The following is an 18,889-nucleotide window of genomic DNA, read 5'->3' on the forward strand; positions in this document are numbered from 1 at the left end:
TTCTCAAAACTCAGGGCCCCAGCGTTATTTTGGTCGCTTTAGTCGGGCGACTAGTCAACCTGCTTCAAAATTAAGGATGCGTTGGTTCCGCCAAAACCAAATGAATTGGTCATTGCGGCGCGAACCGGAGCCTTCTTAGCTTTGTGCGGGATCAAATCGATCGGCGACTCAACACTTGGATTGTCCAAGTTCAAAGTCGGCGGCATGACCTGATCGCGGATGGCCAAGGCGCAGAACGCCGTCTCAATCGCCCCAGCCGCGCCGAGCAAATGCCCGACCGCAGATTTCGTAGAAGACAGAGACAGGTTTTTCGAGTGGTCGCCAAATAGGCGCTCAACGGCGCCGACTTCACCCTCATCACCGCGTGGTGTCGAGGTGCCGTGGGCGTTGACATAGTCGATTTGGTCAAGCGTGAGGCCTGGATTGCGCTCGGCATGACCAGCCGCCATTTTCATGGCGCGGTAACCGCCCTCAGCGCCTTCCGCAGGAGCTGTGATGTGGTGCGCATCGCCCGTGAGGCCATATCCGGCCACCTCAGCATAGATTTTAGCGCCACGGGCTTTGGCGTGCTCATATTCTTCAAGCACGAGAACAGCGGCACCTTCACCCATAACAAAACCATCACGACCCTCATCATAAGGACGCGAGGCACGTTTGGGTTCATCATTATATTTGGTCGACATCGCTTTGGCTGAGCAGAAACCCGCAATCGCTAGCTCACAAATCACAGCTTCAGATCCGCCAGCCACCATGACGTCCGCATCGCCGTATTGGATCAGACGCGCTGAATCACCGATGGCGTGGGCGCCGGTCGCACAAGCTGTAACGACCGAATGGTTCGGGCCTTTAAAGCCGTGTTTGATCGAAACTTGGCCTGAGGCCAAATTGATCAATGCCGAGGGAATGAAGAAAGGGCTCACTTTGCGCGGCCCGTTCTCGTATAGATTGATCGACGAGTCATAGATGCTTTGCAGACCGCCAATACCCGATCCAATCAGAACGCCTGTGCGCTCTTGTTGCTCATCGGTTTCAGCAACCCAACCTGAATCTTGGACAGCTTCTTCAGCCGCGCCAATCGCATACAGGATGAATTCATCAATGCGTCGTCTTTCTTTCGCGCTTGCCACGCTATCTGGGTCAAACGCATGCGGGTCGTCTTCAGATCCGCCGCCGCGGCCATCTTTGTAGGGGACTTGGAAAGCAATCTTACAAGCAGTGTTTTCCGGATCGAATGTATCGATCGGTCCTGCTCCAGATTCCCCAGCGATTAAACGCTCCCAGCTCGCCTCTCGATTTGCAGCGAGGGGCGAAATGATTCCGATTCCTGTGATGACAACGCGGCGCATCTATCAACCTCTATCCGATATGGGCGTTGATGTGAGAGACCGCATCACCAACGGTGCGGATGTTTTCCTGCACGTCGTCAGGGATCTCAATGTTGAATTCTTCTTCAAACGCCATGACCAGCTCGACCAGGTCGAGTGAGTCTGCGCCGAGATCGTCGATAAAGCTTGCGCTCTCTACAACTTTGTCACCTTCAACGTCGAGATTTTCGACAACGATTTTTTTAACACGCTCAAGAACGTCAGACATGGATACCTCTCTGATATTGTCTGATGGATAGGCTTCTGTGGGCCATGGTGTTGCCGTTAGCACACACTTTGCGACAACGCCAAGCCCTGCATACTGCGGAAAGTGTAATGACGATGGGGCAATCCCCTAGATCATCGCCATTCCGCCATTCACATGTAGGGTTTGTCCCGTCATATATGAAGCTTCGTCAGAGGCGAGATATACAGCTGCCGCTGCAATATCTTTTCCAACCCCAAGGCGCCCAGACGGAATTTGGCCCAGAAGCAGCTCCTTTTGAGCGTCTGGCAGCACATCCGTCATCGGTGATTCGATAAATCCGGGCGCGATTGTATTCGCCGTTATTCCGCGGCTCGCAACTTCTTGGGCGAGCGATTTGGTGAAGCCGATCATGCCGGCTTTTGATGCGCAATAATTCGATTGGCCTGGGTTTCCGGTGACCCCAACAATGGATGCAATTCCGATAATCCGGCCGCCACGCGCTTTCATCATTGGACGTACGGCCTTGCGGCAAAGCCGGAAGTAACTTTCCAAATTCACACGGATAATGTCTTGAAAATCCTCATCTTTCATCTGCATGAGCAGCTTATCGCGCGTCACCCCAGCATTGGCGACGAGAATATCTAGCTTGCCGCCGGCTTCGATTGCTTGGCCGACTAACGCATCGGCTTGCTCTGGATCTGAAAGATCGCAAGGCGCAATATGCGTTCGTTCGCCGAGTTCGCTGGCAAGAGCTTCGAGTTTTTCAACCCGGCGTCCTGACAGAACGACTTCTGCGCCTGCTGCATGCATGGTGCGGGCGATGGCTTCGCCAATGCCGCCCGTTGCGCCTGTGACGAGCGCGGTTTTTCCGCTCAGTTCGAACATATTCGCTCTCCTGCCTTTATTCAGCGTTTAGCCGTTCTGCGACGGCCTCGATTTCTTCTGGTGTACCCATGGTGAGGCCCTCGAGCGAACGAACCGTGCGGCGGTTCATCACGCTCAAAACTTTTCCGGCGCCAGCTTCGATGGTGACCTCTACGCCTTCTGCGGCCATGAATTGAACCGATTCGGTCCATCGAACCTGTCCGGTAACCTGATCAATCAATTGCTGGCGGATCGCACCGGCATCTGATCCTGCGGCCGCGGTGACATTCGCCACAAGCGGCGCAGAAGGTGATTTGATCTTAATGTTGGACAGAGCTTCCGCCATCGCATCCGCAGCCGGCTGCATCAATGAACAATGGAAGGGCGCGGACACAGGCAGCAGAACCGCTTTCTTCACGCCGGCTTCTTTTGCGCCAGAAATCGCCAGTTCAACCGCGGCCTTGGCACCTGAAATCACAATTTGACCCGGCGCATTGTCATTCGCAATCTCGCAAGGCCCTTCAGATGCACCTGCTGCGCACAGACCAGCCGCCTGTTCAGGGCTCGCGCCCAAAAGCGCAGCCATGGCCCCTTCTCCGGCGGGGACAGCGTCTTGCATCGCATTGCCCCGGATCCGCAGCACTTTCGCGCAATCGCCAACTGAAATCGCGCCAGCCGATGCAAGCGCGGAATACTCACCGAGCGAGTGGCCCGCTATAAAAGCGGCCTTATCAGCGCCAATGCCATGGGCTTCTTCCAGAGCGCGCATCGCGGCGACGCTGACGGCCATTAATGCAGGCTGGGTATTGGCGGTGAGCTTCAGCTCATCCTCAGACCCGGACCAGATCAGACCCGACAAGTCCTGACCAAGGGCCGCATCTACTTCTTCAAAAACAGCTTTCGCAGACGCGAAATTGTCGGCGAGGTCTTTGCCCATCCCGATGAACTGGCTGCCCTGTCCGGGGAAGATAAACGCAAACTTGCTCATATGCGCTCCTATACTCGATTTGGCGCCCGCTTAAGACGCTGCGCCGATATGCGCAAGTATCAGGTGGCGTTCGCTTTGGTCACGGTTTACTTTCCTGATGACGAATGGAGGCGCAAGATGATTGATCAAAAGTCCAAAGGCGAAGCTTTCCAGGCGCTGCATGACACTGGGTGTTTTATCATTCCTAATCCATGGGATGTCGGAACCACAAAATTGATGACCAATATGGGATTCAAGGCTCTGGCGAGTACGAGTTCGGCCTTTGCTCGCTCGACCGGCGTGAATGATTATGAACTCAGTCGCGATCAGGTGATTGCCCATGTCGGCGAGCTTTGCCGATCAACCCATCTCCCGGTTTCCGCGGATCTCGAGAACGGATTTGGAGACTCACCAGAGGCGTGTGCAGAGACGATCCGGCTGGGCGCCGATGCAGGGCTCGTTGGCGGCTCGATCGAGGATTTCACAGGCACACCGGGGCAACTATATGACATCGAGCTCGCGAAAGAGCGCGTGGCAGCTGCCGCCGAAGCCGCCCATAGCCTACCGTTTCCGTTTGTCTTGACCGCTCGTGCGGAAAACCACTTCACGGGTGATGGAGATCTCGCTGACAGCATCAAACGTCTGCAAGCCTATCAAGAAGCGGGCGCGGATGTTCTCTATGCTCCCGGCCTTCGCAGTCTGGCCGATATTCGAAGCGTGCTTGATTCAGTCGATCGTCCTATCAATGTCCTGCGTGGCCCTAAAGAGGGGCTCGTCCCGATCGCCCAATTGGCCAATATGGGAGTCCGACGAATTAGCCTCGGTGGGTCGCTCGGGATCCTCGCTATGGATGCAGTTTACAAGGCCGGACGAGAGCTACTCGATCAAGGCAGTTTTGACTTTACGCAAGACGGAACTCCGGCTGCCAAGATTATTAAGCTAATGGTCGATGAATAAAGGCGCTTCAGGTATTTCCACTCTGCAAGAACGGACTTGATTTTCGCCTTTGTCTGCGCTTTAAGCCGCGCTTCGCACGGTTTGCGGTCCTCGCCCTCGGAATGAGCCGAGCAAGAGGGGCCATCGTGGAAGGGTCTTCCCGCCCATCTGCGCCGCAAACCAGAACTTTGGGAAAGACATAATGGCACTATACGAGCACGTCCTCATTGCGAGGCCGGACATCTCACCTGCACAAGTTGAAGGTTTGATGGAAGAATTGTCGACCTTCCTCGACAAGCAAGGCGCGAAAGTCGCGAAGTCCGAATATTGGGGTCTCCGCAACCTTTCTTATCCGATCAATAAACAGCGCAAGGGACACTATTCCCTGCTGAACATCGACGGACCAGCTGAAGCGATCCACGAATTGGAGCGTCAGCACCGGATTTCCGACGACATCATGCGCTATATGACCATCAAAGTAGAAGAGCTCGATGAGAACCCTTCTCCGATGATGAGCCGTAAAAATCGTCGCGACGACTAGAAGAAGGAATAGACATCATGGCTTCTAGAAACACTTCGGGCATGAACATCACCAACATTCCGGCACGCCGCTCGTTTGGCCGTCGCCGTAAGGTTGATCCGTTTTCCGGCGCGAAAGCTCCGAAAATCGATTATAAAGACGTGAAGCTTCTGCAGCGCTATATTTCTGAGAAGGGCAAAATTGTTCCGTCTCGGATCACCGCTGTGAACTTCAAGAACCAGCGCAAACTGGCAAAAGCGATCAAACGGGCTCGCATGCTCGCTCTGCTGCCATTCACCGTGAAATAAGGGAGACAGACAATGCAAGTTATTCTCCTCGAACGCGTGGAAAATCTTGGCGGCCTCGGCGACGAGGTTAGCGTCAAGAACGGTTTTGCTCGCAACTTCTTGTTGCCAAAGGGCAAAGCGCTGATCGCTAACAACCAGAACCGTGCGCGGTTCGAAGCGGAACGTGATGCGCTGGAAAAGCGCAACGCGGAAGCGCGCGACGCCGCGACTAAGTCTGGCGAAGAGCTCGATGGCAACACGTTCATCCTAATCCGCCAATCTGGCGCTACAGGACAGCTTTACGGCTCCGTGTCTGCACGTGATATCGTCGAAGCTGCCGGCGATGCTGGGCATGCAATCAAGCGTGAGCAGGTTCGCCTGAATGCGCCGATCAAAACGCTCGGCCTACATGAAGTTGGCATTCGCCTTCACGCTGAAGTTCGTGTTGACGTCACCATCAACGTCGCACGTTCTGAAGATGAAGCAGAGCGTCAAGCCGCTGGTGAAGACATTATCCAGACGCTGCAAGCGGAACAGTCTGCTGCAGCGGAAGAGCAAGCTTCAGAAATGGCTGAAGCAGCCGCTGAGCTCGATACGGCGCCTGAAGGTGACGAATAAGTCGGCTTGACAGTAGCCCAAAAATTCAAAAGGCCGCTCGTTTCTGGGCGGCCTTTTTCTTTGAGATATAGATTAGAAGCTTATTGCGTAATCCGCAGAGCATTCACCTGGGCCGCGATCGATTGGAACGTGGCACTGAGGTCCAAGCCCTCCACGTGATAATAGTAAGAAATGCTGGTCGCGCATTCTTCCAGGATCCGGTCTGGTAGAGACCCAGCTCTGATTTGGAACCCGATCGTGAAGACTTGAACACCGCGGGATTTGGCTTCGTTACACGCCTTTTTAAAGCGTCCAACGCCGCTATCATTCATCGCTGAGGTTGTTGCACTGCCCCGACCGCGCGTGGTCTGCATGTTCTGACGGTTGCCTTGATTCGAGATCGCATTGGTGTGTGGCTCTCGATTTGTCGGGCGGTTGGTGTGAACATTGCCGATTGCAGGATCTTCGGGGCGGTTCTGAGCCGTGATCGCCCCATCGGTCATGATGATCATAACTTTCTGCGATTCGAGAATGTCATATTCCAGCGGTCGGCCAGCGAAATCGCCTCCAAGTTCGCCCCGGAAGCTCGGTGACAGCACTTTCAGCCCCCAAAGCGTTCCAATATCCATTCCCGTGCCGTCTGACAGGACCATTCCGTTCAGGTGGTTTTTCAATGCGGTTGGATTGTTTGAGTTCAAAAATACCGCGCTCGCATCTTCCGGGCACCACGGGTGATTATTCCACCAGCGCCAGAAATCTGGAACCTGGCCGCGACTGAAGTCAGGGATCATTTCCGTGTCATAATCGTCCTGAACCGCCTCGATACAGGTCTCTCCATCCGAGAACCGGAAGGGAGTGGTTTCGACATTGGTACCGATATCATACTCGTCCTCATCGGGATCGATAATGGTCGATGAATCGGTCGTCTGAACCGCGAATTTGGCAAACAAGCTGTCACCGATATTCACGGTTCCGCCGAACGGCACAACATTGATGGAGGTCGTATTCAGCGTGTCGGGGGTCAGCATGATGTCGATAAAGTCGGTCGACGCGGTCTTCAAACTGGTTAGGCGATTGCCCCGCATAGAGGATGAAATATCCAAGACCATCGCGATCTCGATATTTGTAATCGACTGAACTGCTTGGGATTCAACCTCAATCGTCACCCGGTCCTGACCAAAAATGTACATGATGGCCGTGTCCAAGGTCAGGCGCGCTGTTGCAGAGACATCTTTCGCATTGAGGTTGACGTTTGAGACGACGGTCACCTCCAGATCATCTGGATCATAGCCAAACTGGCTAACTTGCGACTTCATCCAGTCTTCGATCAAAACTTCTGGATCGTCCGTGTAGGATAAGTTCGCAGACGCTAGAACCGCTTGGTCCAAAAGCGAGGCCATTTGGATCTTAGCTGATTGCATGCGCGATATATCAATCGCAGAACCGGCCACGGCGAGGATTGGAATCAATGCCAAGGCAAAGATCATAACCACATTGCCGCGTTCGTTTTTGAATAGCTTATCTAACATTTTGTCATCCCACGTTGGGGAATGACCTACCTAAGAATGAATAATATCCACCTTAGGTTGCATGTGGGAATTTACATCAAATTTGATGAATTTCTGAAACCTTCCGACTAGCCCGCATGGGCTTCATAGCGAAACTCCATCATCCGAGTAAGCAAGTCGCTTTGGAAATTCCCGGGCACCGTTTTCTGCCCGATCAGCCAGGCATAGACTTCCCAATCCGGCGTCGACAGCAAGCGCTCAAACTCCGAAAGATCATCATCGTTCAATCCTGAAATATGAGCATCAGCGAACGACCCCATGAGCAAATCCATCTCGCGAAACCCGCGTCGCCATGCCCGAAATTTCAGCTTCCTGCGACGTTCGTCCAACTCAGCACTGCTCATGGCAAATTCTCCTACTCACACCAGAGATAGATCAGCGCACTCATTCTGCACAGGGATAACCTGTCGCGGGCGCAGCAGCCCCTTGTAAGCAAGGTTCAGATCGTCGCATAAAGGTTTTATGCGTGATGAGCGTCTCTTTCCTCTGTTTCAGCAGTTGAACGCCCTGCCTGGCATTGGACCAAAGCTGAAGCCTTTGCTCGAGCGATTGGTCGGAGGGGAAGCGATTTGGGATCTCTTGCTGCATATGCCCGAGCGTTGGCTAGACCGACGTCCGCGCGATAGTTTCGATGACCTCATTCCAGATGAAGTCGCGACGGTGCGAGGCGAGGTTCATGCGGTCAAAGCCCCCTATAATGACCGGGCACCGACACGGGTGCAGATGTTTGATGGGTCCGGGTTTTTGACGCTGACTTTCTTCCGCGCCGATGGTCGTTGGCTGCAAAGCCAATTTCCAGTCGGGAAGGAACGGATCGTTTCGGGTAAAGTGACCGAATGGCAGGGTGAACGCCAGATGAGCCATCCTGATTTCATCATGGATCCTGCCAAGGGTGAATTGCCGCCACCAGTTGAACCCATCTACCCGTTGACGGCAGGCCTCACCAATAAGCGCGTCCATGCCTCCGCCAAGGCCGCTTTGGAATTTGTCGACGCGAGCTGGCCAGAATGGGTCGATCCGCATCTTCTAGAGGCCCAAAATTGGCCGAGTTTCGTCGACGCTCTGACTTGGGTTCATGCCCCAGAGGCGTTTGACGAAGAGAAAATCCATCACGCCAGAACCCGCCTTGCCTATGATGAAGCGCTTGCTCGGGAGCTCAGTTTCGCGCGCGTGCGCACCACACGTCGCTCGCAATCGGCGAACTCGGTTCCGCCCCAGAGTGAGGCGCTAAATCGCCTCGTCAAAACCCTGCGCTACAAACCCACAGACGCCCAAATCAGATCCACCAAAGAGATCATGGCAGACCTTGCTGAGAGCCATCCGATGCGACGCATGCTGCAAGGGGACGTCGGTGCCGGTAAAACGCTGGTCGGCGCCTTCGCCGCTGTACAAGCTGCAGAGGGCGGGTTTCAAACGGCGTTCATGGCGCCAACTGAGGTTTTGGCGCGCCAGCAATATGACACACTGGACGCTCTGCTCTCTCCTCTCGGTTACCGGGTTTCTGTACTCACCGGTCGCGACAAGGGAAAAGCCCGTGAAGCCACGCTTATGGGCCTAGCAGATGGCACAATCCAAGTCATCGCAGGAACGCATGCGCTGTTTCAAGAGGGCGTCAGCTTCAAACGGCTCGCCATGGTGATTGTTGATGAGCAGCATCGGTTCGGCGTGGCTGATCGCATGAAACTGATGAGCAAGGGCAAAGCCCCGCACATGTTGGTCATGTCAGCGACGCCGATCCCCCGCACGCTGGCGCAAACCGTCCATGGCGACCTGGACGTCTCAATCCTCGACGAAAAACCCGCAGGTCGACAGCCGGTCGAAACGCGTGCGATCCCTGACACACGGCTCGGCGATACGGTCGATGCAGTCGGACGCGCCCTATCTCGCGGCGAGCGGGTTTTCTGGGTCTGCCCACGGGTCGATGCCGATGAAGAAGACTCAAGTTCCGCCGTTGCCCGCGCCGCCATGCTTCAAGACGCGCTACAGACAAACGTCGGACTCGTGCATGGCCGGTTGAAAGGCGAAGACAAAGACGCGGCCTTAGAGGCGTTCCGAACGGGGCAAACCCAAGTCTTAGTGGCGACCACCGTCATCGAAGTCGGCGTTGACGTTCCCGAGGCGACCATCATGGTGATTGAGCGGGCCGAAGGCTTTGGCCTGGCGCAATTACACCAATTGCGCGGCCGGGTTGGCCGCGGATCCAAGAAGAGCTTCTGCTTGCTCCTCTATCGCGCGCCGCTGACTGAAATGGCGAGAGAACGGTTAGATACGCTGCGCCAGACTGAGGACGGGTTTGAGATCGCTGAAGCCGACTTCCGTTTACGCGGGCCGGGAGATCTGCTCGGCAAGGCCCAGTCTGGCCTCGTCGACTACCGCCTGATCAATTTACCGGAACATTCCGACCTGATCGATATCGCGCGCAAAGATGCCCAAAGTGCAGTGGAATCGGCGGATGAAATCTCTAAAGCCCGTGCCGATGGCTTAGGCTTGCTCAGTCAGCTTCTCAGTCCCGATCTCAGGTTTAGCGACTGATTCTAAGGCACCATCCGGCTCAAAGTCCGGTACGACCAGTCCCGCCGTCAGAATCATCTTGGCGCCTTCTTCGACGGTCATATCGAGCGCAATCGTCTCAGATTCTTCGACATAAATCAGAAACCCTGATGTCGGGTTCGGCGTGGTCGGCACAAAGACACCGATCTTTGTCGTGCCAAGCTTTGTTCCAATCTCGCCTTTGGCGTTGGACGAAACAAAGGCGATGCACCACGAATCCTTTTTGGGATATTCGACCATGACACAGCGATCAAAGCTCGCTTGTTGGTTATTGGCGAGCACTTCGGTCAGCTGTTTCAACGCTGCATAGACGTTCCGAACAAGCGGTATACGGCTGAGAATTCGGTCGGTGGCGGCCAAAAGGGATCGCCCAATCAAGTTCGCTGTCACGGCGCCGAGAATTGTCAATGCGATGACCAAGACCAGGACGCCAAATCCTGGAATGGCATAATTGGTATAGGTTTCAGGTTGCAGCAGCGGCGGCAGGAGCGGCTTCACTCGGTTATCAATGAACGTTATTAAAAACTGCAGAATGAAGAAGGTTGCGGCCAAAGGCGCAGCAATCACCATCCCGGCAAAAAAGCGTCCCCGCAGCCATGCAAAAAGCCCCAATGGTTTGGGCTTGTTCACGTCAGAAATCATCTCTTGAGGGGTCTTACCCTTCGACATTGCTTAATCCTCAGCCTCGCCTACCGCGCCGTTATAGCTTGGCGTTACCTAGTTTGACGTTAATTGTGGCGAAGATGGGAAACAAATCTGATTTTGAAACCGGACTTCATGCTCTTTTCACAAGAGTTTTTGGAGAATCCCACGCTTTAGAGCGTTTCGAGCGTCTCTCCGGGGGTGCTAGTCAGGAAACTTGGGCCCTGGCGGGCAGTGGACAATCGACGATCCTCCGCCGCGCGCCAGGTGGCACCAGCAAAGCCCGCTCATCAGCAGCCATTGGATTACCTACTGAAGCGAAACTGATAGAGGCCGCCGAACAGGCCGGTGTTCCGGTTCCGAAAATTCTACACGTCCTAGCGCCCGAGGATGGTATTGGAGATGGGTTTCTGATGAGCCGCGTGCTGGGTGAAACCATCGCCCGGCCAATCCTCCGCAATGACGAATTTACAAGCGCCCGTTCTGCACTTGCGGCGCAATGCGGAGATGCGCTCGCGAATATCCACTCAATAGAATTGGACGGGCTGCCCAAAGCATTGCAGCAGAGCGATGGGTGCGCACAAATCGCCCAATATGAAGACATCTACCGCGGGTTTGATGTCCCGCGCCCAGTCTTTGAGCTTGCTCTACAATGGCTCAAATCAAACGCGCCGGAGCCGCTTGATGCGGTTCTGGTCCACGGTGATTTTCGGCTGGGAAATTTGATGATTGATGAGAACGGCTTGGTCGCTGTTCTCGATTGGGAACTCGCACATCTAGGAGATCCGCGAGAAGATATCGCTTGGCTCTGCGTCAATTCGTGGCGTTTCGGTCAGAGTCACAATCGGGTTGGTGGTTTCGGACAACTCGAAGATCTATTAGCGGTCTATAATGGCCAGGCCGGCTCGGCTTTCACCGCGAAAGACATTGATTGGTGGGAGATGCTCGGCACCCTGAAATGGGGGATCATGTGCATGATCATGTATGAAGCCTTCCGCTCTGGCGCCGATCCCAGTGTCGAGCGCGCGGCGATCGGTCGGCGTGTCTCTGAGACGGAAATCGATCTCATCAACCTATTGGAGACCGCACATGCATGATCAACCGAGCGTGTTAGAATTGGTCACAGCGGTGAAATCCTTCATCGATGAGACCGCCGGACCGGAACTGACTGGGCATGCGGCGTTTCATGCGCGCGTGGCGAGCAATGTGCTGGCCACCGTGTTGCGCGATCTCGAACAGCGACCGAAAGCCGATCTGGAAGAGCGCCAAGGCTTGATCGACCTGCTGGACGCAGCGGGCGATGAAAGTACTGAAGTGCTCAATCAAAAGCTGAGCGCGCTCATCAGATCTGGAGAAATGACCGCCGATACGCCTGGTCTATTGGCACATTTGAAAACGACCACCATGGCGCAGGTCGAGATTGATCAACCGCGCTATTCAGGCCTGAAGACAGCGAAAAGCTAAGCGGAGCAGCTGCCGCCGCCGAGCACGCAGAAGGTTGCGCAATAAGAGTGATTTAGAGACACGTCCTGGCGTGCGCCTTCTAGCGTCTCACCCAGATTAAAACGTTCGTCATAGGGAAGCAGCGTGCAAGCTACGACGGAGGCCTTGCTCGCCCCTTTGCGCTTCACCACCATGCGTTGCGACGCGCACATCAGCTCATTTGGATCTTTATCCAAAATCCCCCAACAGGCCGTCGTAATTTCCGGCGGATCGCCATCCGGCTTCATTTCGGGAAACAATACCAACTCGCTGGCATTTGACGGATCAATTGCGAGTTTCTCTCGCAAGATGACATCGGCATAGCCAATGCGGGAATGTTGCTCGTCTTCGCCCCAAATCGTGCGGCCAGCGAGGGCCAATTTGAAGCCATTCTCAGAGAGCCAGCGAAGGCCTTTCATGGCCAGGTCATAAGATCCTTGGCCGCGCTCTTGATCGTGCAAATCAGCGGAAAAATGGTCGAGGCTAACCCGCATTGTGAGCTTCTCACCAAAGTCTTCTCGCAACTGCATCAAGCCGCCTTTGACCCTTGGCCGCATCATCGGCTGCATGGCGTTGGTCAGCATCAGGACCGAATGGCCGCGCCTCAGCACAACTTCCAAAATGTCGAGCATTTCCGGCGCCATGAAAGGTTCGCCACCGGTGAACCCGATTTCGATCCCGCGTTCTCCAGCGGAATCCAGCTCATCCAGAAATGGAACGACGTCCGCGACCGTTAGATAGACCAGCCGGTCATTGGTTGGCGAGCTTTCAATATAGCAGTTCACACACTCGATATTGCACAGCGTACCGGTGTTGAACCAAAGCGTCTTGGTTTGATTGTAGGAGACTGTTGCGCGCGGCTCACCTTTAATAGTGACGCGTGGATCTTGAAATTTTTCAATAAGAACAGTGCCAGACATGCAATGTGTCTAAGCGATTTGTCTAAAAAGCGAAGTCACAAAGGCGTTAATCACTGACATCTCTTAGCTTAACTGTTTTGGCGCGGGCCCCTCTTCCAGGAAGGAAATCACGGCATCCCAGCGGGCGAGCGCATCGACATCACCCATGGCCGCAACTTCGGCTGCGCGTAGGGTGGCAATCACGCTCGCATCTTCGCCATATTGCGTGAGCAAAGCTATTGCAGCATCTCTCGCGCTTATTTCGCTCGCGCTCACCGCCAATGCTCTTCGATCCAGGGCGTGGGCCGCACATGTTTGTAGATTTTCTTATGCAATGGCGCTCGCCATTTGCCGTCTCGCGCCTCATCCGGATCTGGCCGTCCTGTGAAAGCGACGATCTTTGTTTCTGGCGGTAGTTTTGGCGTCTGGAACCAGTTCATCGGAAATTTCGGCATCAGCGAGTGTTTGAAACTCACGCACCATTCTTCTGGCCAATAGACTTTGTCTGGGATCATTGCCGATACGTATTGCTGGCTTGCGCGAAACTCAGCGTGGATCGGCTGATTGTCACGCATGTATTTCTCGAAGATCTCTGTGTGCTCACCAATTGTCCATTTGTAGACAGAGGTGTTTCCGATACCCATGCCTTTTTGCGTCCAATTCTCGGCGATGCACATTTCGCCGGGATGGAACTCCCAGAACGGATCCATATTTCCCGTAACGATCAGATCGACATCTAGGAACAATACCTCGCCTTCGAGACCGCCCAGTCCGGCTTGCCAAAGAGAGATTTTCCGCCATGGCCACCAGCGATATTTTTCAGGCAACTCAATTGGCGGCAGCGGTTGATATTCAACCTCCGGCAGCAGCCCTTCTTTATCATCAGTGAAGCAGACGAAACGGAGGTCACCGGTCACATTTCGGCGCACCATATTGTAGAGCCGGTTGGCGAAATGCGCCGGGTAGCGCTCGCCCCACTTCATACAGATCACGGTCTTGGTCATCGCTCTTGCCTAATCCGTTTCACGGCCAGGCGCCACCACCAGAATCGCGCGACTGCAGTTTCCTACATTTTTTGAAATCCGATCCGGAAAGTGTGTCGTATCAAGACTATACAGCCTAAGCGCGTGGAGGATCGGTCATTTCTAAGTCATCAACAGCGCCTGCGATTATGTGGTTTCGCCGCGATCTGCGCCTCGATGACAATTCGGCTCTTGGTGCGGCGGTTACGGCTTCGGGCGGCAATGTAGTCTGCCTCTACGTGTTGGAAGAAATGCAAGAAGGTCGCGCGATGGGCGCCGCCACACAATGGTGGCTCGATAAGTCGCTTCGCGCGCTTGCGAGTGATCTTGAGAAGATCGGGGGGCGCCTGCTCCTCCGTTCCGGAAAAGCCAAAGAAATCTTGGATCAGGTCATCACCGAAACCGGCGCGAAGGCTGTGTTTTGGAACCGGCGATACGAACAACCCGGTCGTGACATCGACACCGAGATCAAGTCTCACTTGAAAGATAGAGGCATCTCCGCTGAGAGCTTTAACGGATCTGTTCTCACTGAGCCTTGGAGTCAAAAAGCCGGCTCTGGTGGATATTACAAAGTCTACTCGCCCTATTGGCGCTCGGTTCAAGCCAATTATCAAATGCCGCCGCGAATTGCGGCACCAGCGCAGCTTAACTCTCCCACGGTTCGGTCAGAAGAGCTCTCAGAATGGAAACTCCACCCGACACGGCCTGATTGGTCGAAAGGCTTCAATGCTCTTTGGACGCCCGGCGAGGCGGGCGCAAAGGCGCGGCTTGCGAGGTTTTTAGACGGCGGTGTCTCTGTTTATAAAGACGACCGAAACCGGCCAGACCTGGAAGACGGCACATCTGGCCTCTCCCCCCACCTCGCTTTTGGTGAAATTTCACCCGCCCAAATTTGGCGCGCCACCAAGTCCAAAATGGATGCGGGTGAGATTGATGAGAAAGGCGGCCATCACTTTTTGTCAGAAGTGGTTTGGCGCGATTTCTCTTACGTCTTGCTCTATCACAATCCAGACCTCGCCACCGAGAATTTCAAACCTGATTTCAATTTGATGCCGTGGCGCGAAGACCGCGAAGACCTGATCGCCTGGCAAAAAGGTCTGACGGGTTATCCCATTGTCGATGCGGGCATGCGCCAGCTTTGGCACACAGGCTGGATGCACAATCGCGTTCGGATGATTGTTGCAAGCTTCCTAACCAAACATCTGCTCATTCACTGGCGGCATGGCGAGGAATGGTTCTGGGATACGCTGGTCGACGCTGACCCGGCCTCCAATAGCGCGAGCTGGCAGTGGACCGCCGGATCTGGCGCAGATGCAGCGCCCTACTTCCGCGTGTTTAATCCGATCACGCAAGGCGAAAAGTTTGACAAGAGCGGCGATTATGTCCGCAAATGGTGCCCCGAACTCGCGCGCCTGCCACGGAAATATTTGTATCAGCCTTGGGAAGCTGGGCCGTTCATCTTGCACGAGGCGGGCATCAAGCTCGGCGAGACATATCCTCTTCCAATCATAGATCATAAAGCCGGGCGCGAACGCGCGCTAGCGGCTTATGCGACCCTCAAAGAAAGGCGCGAAGCTGCATGAAACGAATCGCCATTATCGGATCTGGAATTTCAGGATTAGGCGCCGCTTATGCCTTAAAAGATACAGCCGAGATCACGGTCTATGAAGCCAATGATCGCGCTGGCGGCCATGCGCATACAATGGATGTCGATTATGATGGCACGCCACTCAGCGTCGATGTCGGCTTTATCGTCTATAATGCGCTGAACTATCCGAACTTGATTGGCTTCTTTGACGCGCTCGGCGTGGAAACCGAAGCGAGCGATATGAGCTTCGCGGTTTCTAATCCCGATGGATATGAGTGGGCCTCTACACTGAGCGGGATATTCGCGCAAAAACGCAATCTGTTCCGCCCGAAGTTCCATCGGTTCTGGCGTACTATTTTGAAGTTTAACGATCTTGCTCGTGAAGAGTTACACGCTGGCAAGATCGAGAATGTGTCGCTCGGGTCATGGCTCAGCAAGCACGACTTCGATCAGGATTTCCTGGACAATTATATCCTACCTATGGGCGGCGCGATTTGGTCGACGCCTGAAGCGGAAATGATGGACTATCCGGCGATCAGCTTTTTCCAATTCTTTGAAAACCACCGACTGATGCATAAGGAGCGCCCAAAATGGCGGACCGTGTCGGGAGGATCCCGCAATTATGTCAGCAAGCTCGTCGATTTGCTCGGAGATCGATTAAAGCTCGGTGCCGGTGTTAAATCCGTTCGTCCGTTTGGCGACAAGGTCCGGATCGATCTGATCAATGGGCCAACCTCGGTCTATGATGATGTGATCATCGCGACGCACTCGGATACAGCGCTTCAGCTCTTGGATCCTGCGTTTGAGAGCAAATCCTTCCTATTACGATCTCTCCGATACCGGCCAAACACGATCTATTTGCATCGCGACGCCAGCCTCATGCCAAAGAAGAAAGCGGCCTGGGCAAGTTGGAATGTGATCAAACAAAACACGCCAGAAATGTGCCTCACTTACTGGATGAACCGGCTGCAAGGTCTGCCCAATGACAAGCCGCTTTTCGTGACACTAAACCCTGAAAAGCCGCCGGCTGCCGATCTCACTTTTGCGAGTATGGAAAAGGCCCATCCGCAATTTGATGCGCCAGCCGAGGCCGCTGTTCGCGCCCTAAAACGCGAGCAAGGCCAAGATCGCATTTGGCTGGCCGGCGCCTGGATGGGTAGCGGCTTCCATGAAGACGGTTTGAAATCAGGTCTATCCTGCGCCCTTTCACTGGGCGGCCAGGTGCCATGGTCACCGGAAGGCGTCGAGATCAGCGCCGCCGTGACGGAAATGCCGAAAACTGATAAAGTCGCGGTTGGAGCCCTTTAATTGTGACGGAGCAGCCGGCCCTTCAGATCCTCAAAGGACATACTGTGCATCAACGGTCGATTCCGTTTGCGCATCGGTTCAAATATGCGCTCGCCCTGATCGATATCGACATCGATCGCTTAGACGAAGCGGATCAGCAAACCCGCCGCTTCTCTGTTGATCGCTCAGATCTGTTCTCGTTCAACCGGAAAGACCATGGCGCGCGCGAAAATGCCCCGCTGCGCCCCTGGGCAGAGCAGAAATTTGAAGAAGGCGGCATCGACCTCAAGGGGGGCGCAATACGGCTGGTCACATTCCCTCGCCACGCTTTCTATAAATTCGCCCCGATCTCCCTGTGGCTGGGTCACGGCCCAGACGGCGCGCTTCGCGGGATCTTGTATGAGGTCAATAACACGTTCGGTGAGAGCCATACTTATGTCGCCGCGACGCCGGAACAAAACCGCCATAAACACGACACCGATAAAGTCTTCCACGTCTCGCCCTTTTTCGACATTTCGGGCGCCTATGAGTTTACGCTGAAACGAACATCAGAACATTTGAGTCTGGTGGTAGCGACACAAACCAGAACCGGCCAATCGCACGTCGCAACAATCTCTGCGAAAACGGTACCGGCAACCAATGCAGCCTTTGTGGGCCTGGCCATCACCAAACCCTTATCGAGCCTGGGGGTTACATTTGCCATCCATTGGCAAGCCCTCAAACTCTGGCTGAAGGGTGCCAAATATCATTCAAAACCAAAGCAGTCGTCCGTGCGTACAACGATTGCAACCCCAAGAAGTGCTGCGCCTAAGACAGCACCTATATCGGAGACGACGGCATGAGCTTCACCACCCTCGATCACGACATTGAACAGCAAACCAGTCTGATCCATGCGTCTGCCGACGCTTTGCGCAGGCTGGCGGGGATCCCAGCTGGATTTAGGCTCGCGGGGATGATGCTTTTGAGGGCCAAGCGCGGCACAATCCGGTTCGATCTGCCAGACGGTCGGCGCGTCCTTTTCGATCATGGTGAGCCTGGGCCGAATGCGGTTGTCGGGGTGCATAAGTTTGATTTCGCCAATCGCGCCATTGCAGGCGGCGATGTCGGCTTTGCTGAAAGCTATATGGATCAAGAATGGTCGACGCCGGACCTGACTTCGGTACTCGAATTCTTCTCTGAAAATTTCGAGGCCGCGGGACAGCTTGCGGTGGGCGGCTTCATGGTTCGGATGACGAATATGATCCGCCATGTCTTCAATCGTAACTCGAAAGCCGGATCGAAGCGCAATATCGAGGCGCACTATGATCTCGGCAATGAGTTCTACGAGCTTTGGCTCGACAAGACGATGACCTACTCCTCCGCGCTGTATACGGATCAGAGTATGCGCCTTGAGCAGGCACAAACCGCCAAATATGCCCGCATTGCAGATGAGCTTTCGCTGTCTGAAGGCAAATCAGTTTTGGAGATTGGCTGCGGCTGGGGCGGGTTTGCGGAATATGCAGCTAAAGAGCGCGGCGCCGACGTGACCTGTTTGACCATATCGCCTTCGCAGCGCGATTGGGCGCTCAAACGGATGCAGCGCGAGGGACTCGGTGAGAAAGTCACAATCCGGCTGGAAGACTATCGCGATCATGAAGGCCGCTATGACGGCGTCGCCTCAATCGAAATGTTCGAAGCGGTCGGTGAAAGCTATTGGCCGAGCTATTTCTCAAAAGTCTCCGAGAGCTTGAACGACGGCGCCAAAGCAGCACTGCAAATCATCACCATCCAGGACTCACTGTTTCCGCGCTATCGCAAGCGCGCTGACTTCATTCAGCGCTACATCTTCCCAGGCGGGATGTTGCCGAGTGAACTGGCGCTGCGCGAACAGGTGACGGATGCCGGACTACAGATCCAACAGACCCATTATTTCGGACCCGACTATGCGAAAACCCTGCGAATTTGGGCGAAGGCGTTTGAAGAGAAGTGGGGCCAGATCGCGCCATTGGGATTTGATGAACGGTTCCGCCGCATGTGGCGCTTCTATCTCAGCTATTGCGAAGCTGGTTTTGACAATGGCCGGATCAATGTCGGCCACTTCACACTGGCTAAACCCTAAAAGCGCAGCG

The 18,889-nt window shown here is 54.6% G+C and carries 22 protein-coding genes; 12 read left to right on the forward strand and 10 right to left on the reverse strand.

Annotation, left to right across the window (positions count from 1 at the left end; all coding sequences use genetic code 11):
- Positions 1 to 50: 50 nt before the first annotated feature.
- From fabF to fabD, 4 genes are all read right to left on the reverse strand, one after another.
- Positions 51 to 1,346 (reverse strand): beta-ketoacyl-ACP synthase II, encoded by a 1,296-nt coding sequence (gene fabF / locus MY069_RS01050; RefSeq protein WP_482795223.1) that lies wholly within the window; start codon positions 1,344 to 1,346, stop codon positions 51 to 53.
- A 10-nt stretch (positions 1,347 to 1,356) separates the two neighbouring features.
- Positions 1,357 to 1,593, reverse strand: coding sequence for an acyl carrier protein (locus MY069_RS01055; protein ID WP_070959565.1), 237 nt, complete (start codon positions 1,591 to 1,593; stop codon positions 1,357 to 1,359).
- A gap of 126 nt (positions 1,594 to 1,719) precedes the next feature.
- Positions 1,720 to 2,457: a 3-oxoacyl-[acyl-carrier-protein] reductase gene (gene fabG / locus MY069_RS01060; RefSeq protein ID WP_482795224.1), complete on the reverse strand. Its 738-nt coding sequence runs from the start codon at positions 2,455 to 2,457 to the stop codon at positions 1,720 to 1,722.
- Positions 2,458 to 2,473: 16 nt separating this feature from the next.
- A complete protein-coding gene (fabD, locus tag MY069_RS01065; protein WP_482795225.1) occupies positions 2,474 to 3,424 on the reverse strand; it encodes an ACP S-malonyltransferase in 951 nt (316 codons plus the stop codon).
- 117 nt (positions 3,425 to 3,541) lie between these two features.
- Here fabD and MY069_RS01070 point away from each other — a divergent pair, with 117 nt between their 5' ends.
- The 4 genes from MY069_RS01070 (at position 3,542) to rplI (ending at position 5,764) form a co-directional block, all read left to right on the forward strand.
- Entirely contained in the window at positions 3,542 to 4,360 is an 819-nt protein-coding gene (locus tag MY069_RS01070; protein ID WP_482795226.1) for an isocitrate lyase/PEP mutase family protein, read from the forward strand.
- A 181-nt stretch (positions 4,361 to 4,541) separates the two neighbouring features.
- Positions 4,542 to 4,880, forward strand: a complete 339-nt coding sequence (gene rpsF / locus MY069_RS01075; RefSeq protein WP_482795227.1) for a 30S ribosomal protein S6 — start codon at positions 4,542 to 4,544, stop codon at positions 4,878 to 4,880.
- A gap of 17 nt (positions 4,881 to 4,897) precedes the next feature.
- Positions 4,898 to 5,167, forward strand: coding sequence for a 30S ribosomal protein S18 (rpsR, locus tag MY069_RS01080; RefSeq protein WP_482795228.1), 270 nt, complete (start codon positions 4,898 to 4,900; stop codon positions 5,165 to 5,167).
- Positions 5,168 to 5,179: 12 nt separating this feature from the next.
- Positions 5,180 to 5,764 carry a 50S ribosomal protein L9 gene (gene rplI, locus MY069_RS01085; RefSeq protein ID WP_482795229.1) on the forward strand — a complete coding sequence of 195 codons (585 nt, stop codon included), beginning with the start codon at positions 5,180 to 5,182 and terminating at the stop codon, positions 5,762 to 5,764.
- An 80-nt stretch (positions 5,765 to 5,844) separates the two neighbouring features.
- Here the strand turns inward: rplI and MY069_RS01090 are convergent, their stop codons facing one another.
- Together MY069_RS01090 and MY069_RS01095 are read right to left on the reverse strand one after the other, a co-directional pair.
- Positions 5,845 to 7,272 (reverse strand): pilus assembly protein TadG-related protein, encoded by a 1,428-nt coding sequence (locus MY069_RS01090; RefSeq protein WP_482795230.1) that lies wholly within the window; start codon positions 7,270 to 7,272, stop codon positions 5,845 to 5,847.
- Between the two features lie 107 nt (positions 7,273 to 7,379).
- A complete protein-coding gene (locus MY069_RS01095) occupies positions 7,380 to 7,655 on the reverse strand; it encodes an FAD assembly factor SdhE (RefSeq protein ID WP_482795231.1) in 276 nt (91 codons plus the stop codon).
- Between the two features lie 118 nt (positions 7,656 to 7,773).
- On the opposite strand from MY069_RS01095, the gene recG reads away from it, so the two are divergent.
- Entirely contained in the window at positions 7,774 to 9,843 is a 2,070-nt protein-coding gene (recG, locus tag MY069_RS01100) for an ATP-dependent DNA helicase RecG (RefSeq protein WP_482795232.1), read from the forward strand.
- Here recG and MY069_RS01105 read toward each other — a convergent pair.
- Positions 9,793 to 10,530, reverse strand: a complete 738-nt coding sequence (locus tag MY069_RS01105) for a DUF502 domain-containing protein (RefSeq protein WP_482795233.1) — start codon at positions 10,528 to 10,530, stop codon at positions 9,793 to 9,795. The genes recG and MY069_RS01105 overlap by 51 nt on opposite strands.
- Positions 10,531 to 10,604: 74 nt before the next feature.
- Here MY069_RS01105 and MY069_RS01110 point away from each other — a divergent pair, with 74 nt between their 5' ends.
- Together MY069_RS01110 and MY069_RS01115 are read left to right on the forward strand one after the other, a co-directional pair.
- A complete protein-coding gene (locus MY069_RS01110; protein ID WP_482795234.1) occupies positions 10,605 to 11,600 on the forward strand; it encodes a phosphotransferase family protein in 996 nt (331 codons plus the stop codon).
- A complete protein-coding gene (locus MY069_RS01115; RefSeq protein WP_482795235.1) occupies positions 11,593 to 11,967 on the forward strand; it encodes a DUF6285 domain-containing protein in 375 nt (124 codons plus the stop codon). The genes MY069_RS01110 and MY069_RS01115 overlap by 8 nt, the downstream gene beginning before the upstream one ends.
- Here the strand turns inward: MY069_RS01115 and MY069_RS01120 are convergent.
- From MY069_RS01120 to MY069_RS01130, 3 genes are all read right to left on the reverse strand, one after another.
- Positions 11,964 to 12,905: a radical SAM protein gene (locus MY069_RS01120; RefSeq protein ID WP_482795236.1), complete on the reverse strand. Its 942-nt coding sequence runs from the start codon at positions 12,903 to 12,905 to the stop codon at positions 11,964 to 11,966. The genes MY069_RS01115 and MY069_RS01120 overlap by 4 nt on opposite strands.
- A 63-nt stretch (positions 12,906 to 12,968) precedes the next feature.
- On the reverse strand, positions 12,969 to 13,160 hold the full coding sequence (locus tag MY069_RS01125; protein WP_482795237.1) for a hypothetical protein: 192 nt from the start codon (positions 13,158 to 13,160) through the stop codon (positions 12,969 to 12,971).
- Positions 13,157 to 13,816: a hypothetical protein gene (locus MY069_RS01130; protein WP_482795238.1), complete on the reverse strand. Its 660-nt coding sequence runs from the start codon at positions 13,814 to 13,816 to the stop codon at positions 13,157 to 13,159. The genes MY069_RS01125 and MY069_RS01130 overlap by 4 nt, the downstream gene beginning before the upstream one ends.
- Between MY069_RS01130 and MY069_RS01135 the strand changes: the two genes are divergently transcribed.
- The 5 genes from MY069_RS01135 (at position 13,730) to MY069_RS01155 (ending at position 18,879) form a co-directional block, all read left to right on the forward strand.
- On the forward strand, positions 13,730 to 13,963 hold the full coding sequence (locus MY069_RS01135; protein WP_482795239.1) for a hypothetical protein: 234 nt from the start codon (positions 13,730 to 13,732) through the stop codon (positions 13,961 to 13,963). The two genes, MY069_RS01130 and MY069_RS01135, sit on opposite strands and share 87 nt — an antisense overlap.
- Before the next feature lie 92 nt (positions 13,964 to 14,055).
- A complete protein-coding gene (locus tag MY069_RS01140; RefSeq protein ID WP_482795240.1) occupies positions 14,056 to 15,489 on the forward strand; it encodes a cryptochrome/photolyase family protein in 1,434 nt (477 codons plus the stop codon).
- A complete protein-coding gene (locus MY069_RS01145) occupies positions 15,486 to 16,802 on the forward strand; it encodes an NAD(P)/FAD-dependent oxidoreductase (protein ID WP_482795241.1) in 1,317 nt (438 codons plus the stop codon). The genes MY069_RS01140 and MY069_RS01145 overlap by 4 nt, the downstream gene beginning before the upstream one ends.
- 2 nt (positions 16,803 to 16,804) lie before the next feature.
- Positions 16,805 to 17,623 (forward strand): DUF1365 domain-containing protein, encoded by an 819-nt coding sequence (locus MY069_RS01150; RefSeq protein WP_482795242.1) that lies wholly within the window; start codon positions 16,805 to 16,807, stop codon positions 17,621 to 17,623.
- Positions 17,620 to 18,879: a class I SAM-dependent methyltransferase gene (locus tag MY069_RS01155; protein WP_482795243.1), complete on the forward strand. Its 1,260-nt coding sequence runs from the start codon at positions 17,620 to 17,622 to the stop codon at positions 18,877 to 18,879. The genes MY069_RS01150 and MY069_RS01155 overlap by 4 nt, the downstream gene beginning before the upstream one ends.
- Positions 18,880 to 18,889: the final 10 nt, after the last annotated feature.

This window comes from Hyphomonas sp. ske169, assembly GCF_056850855.1.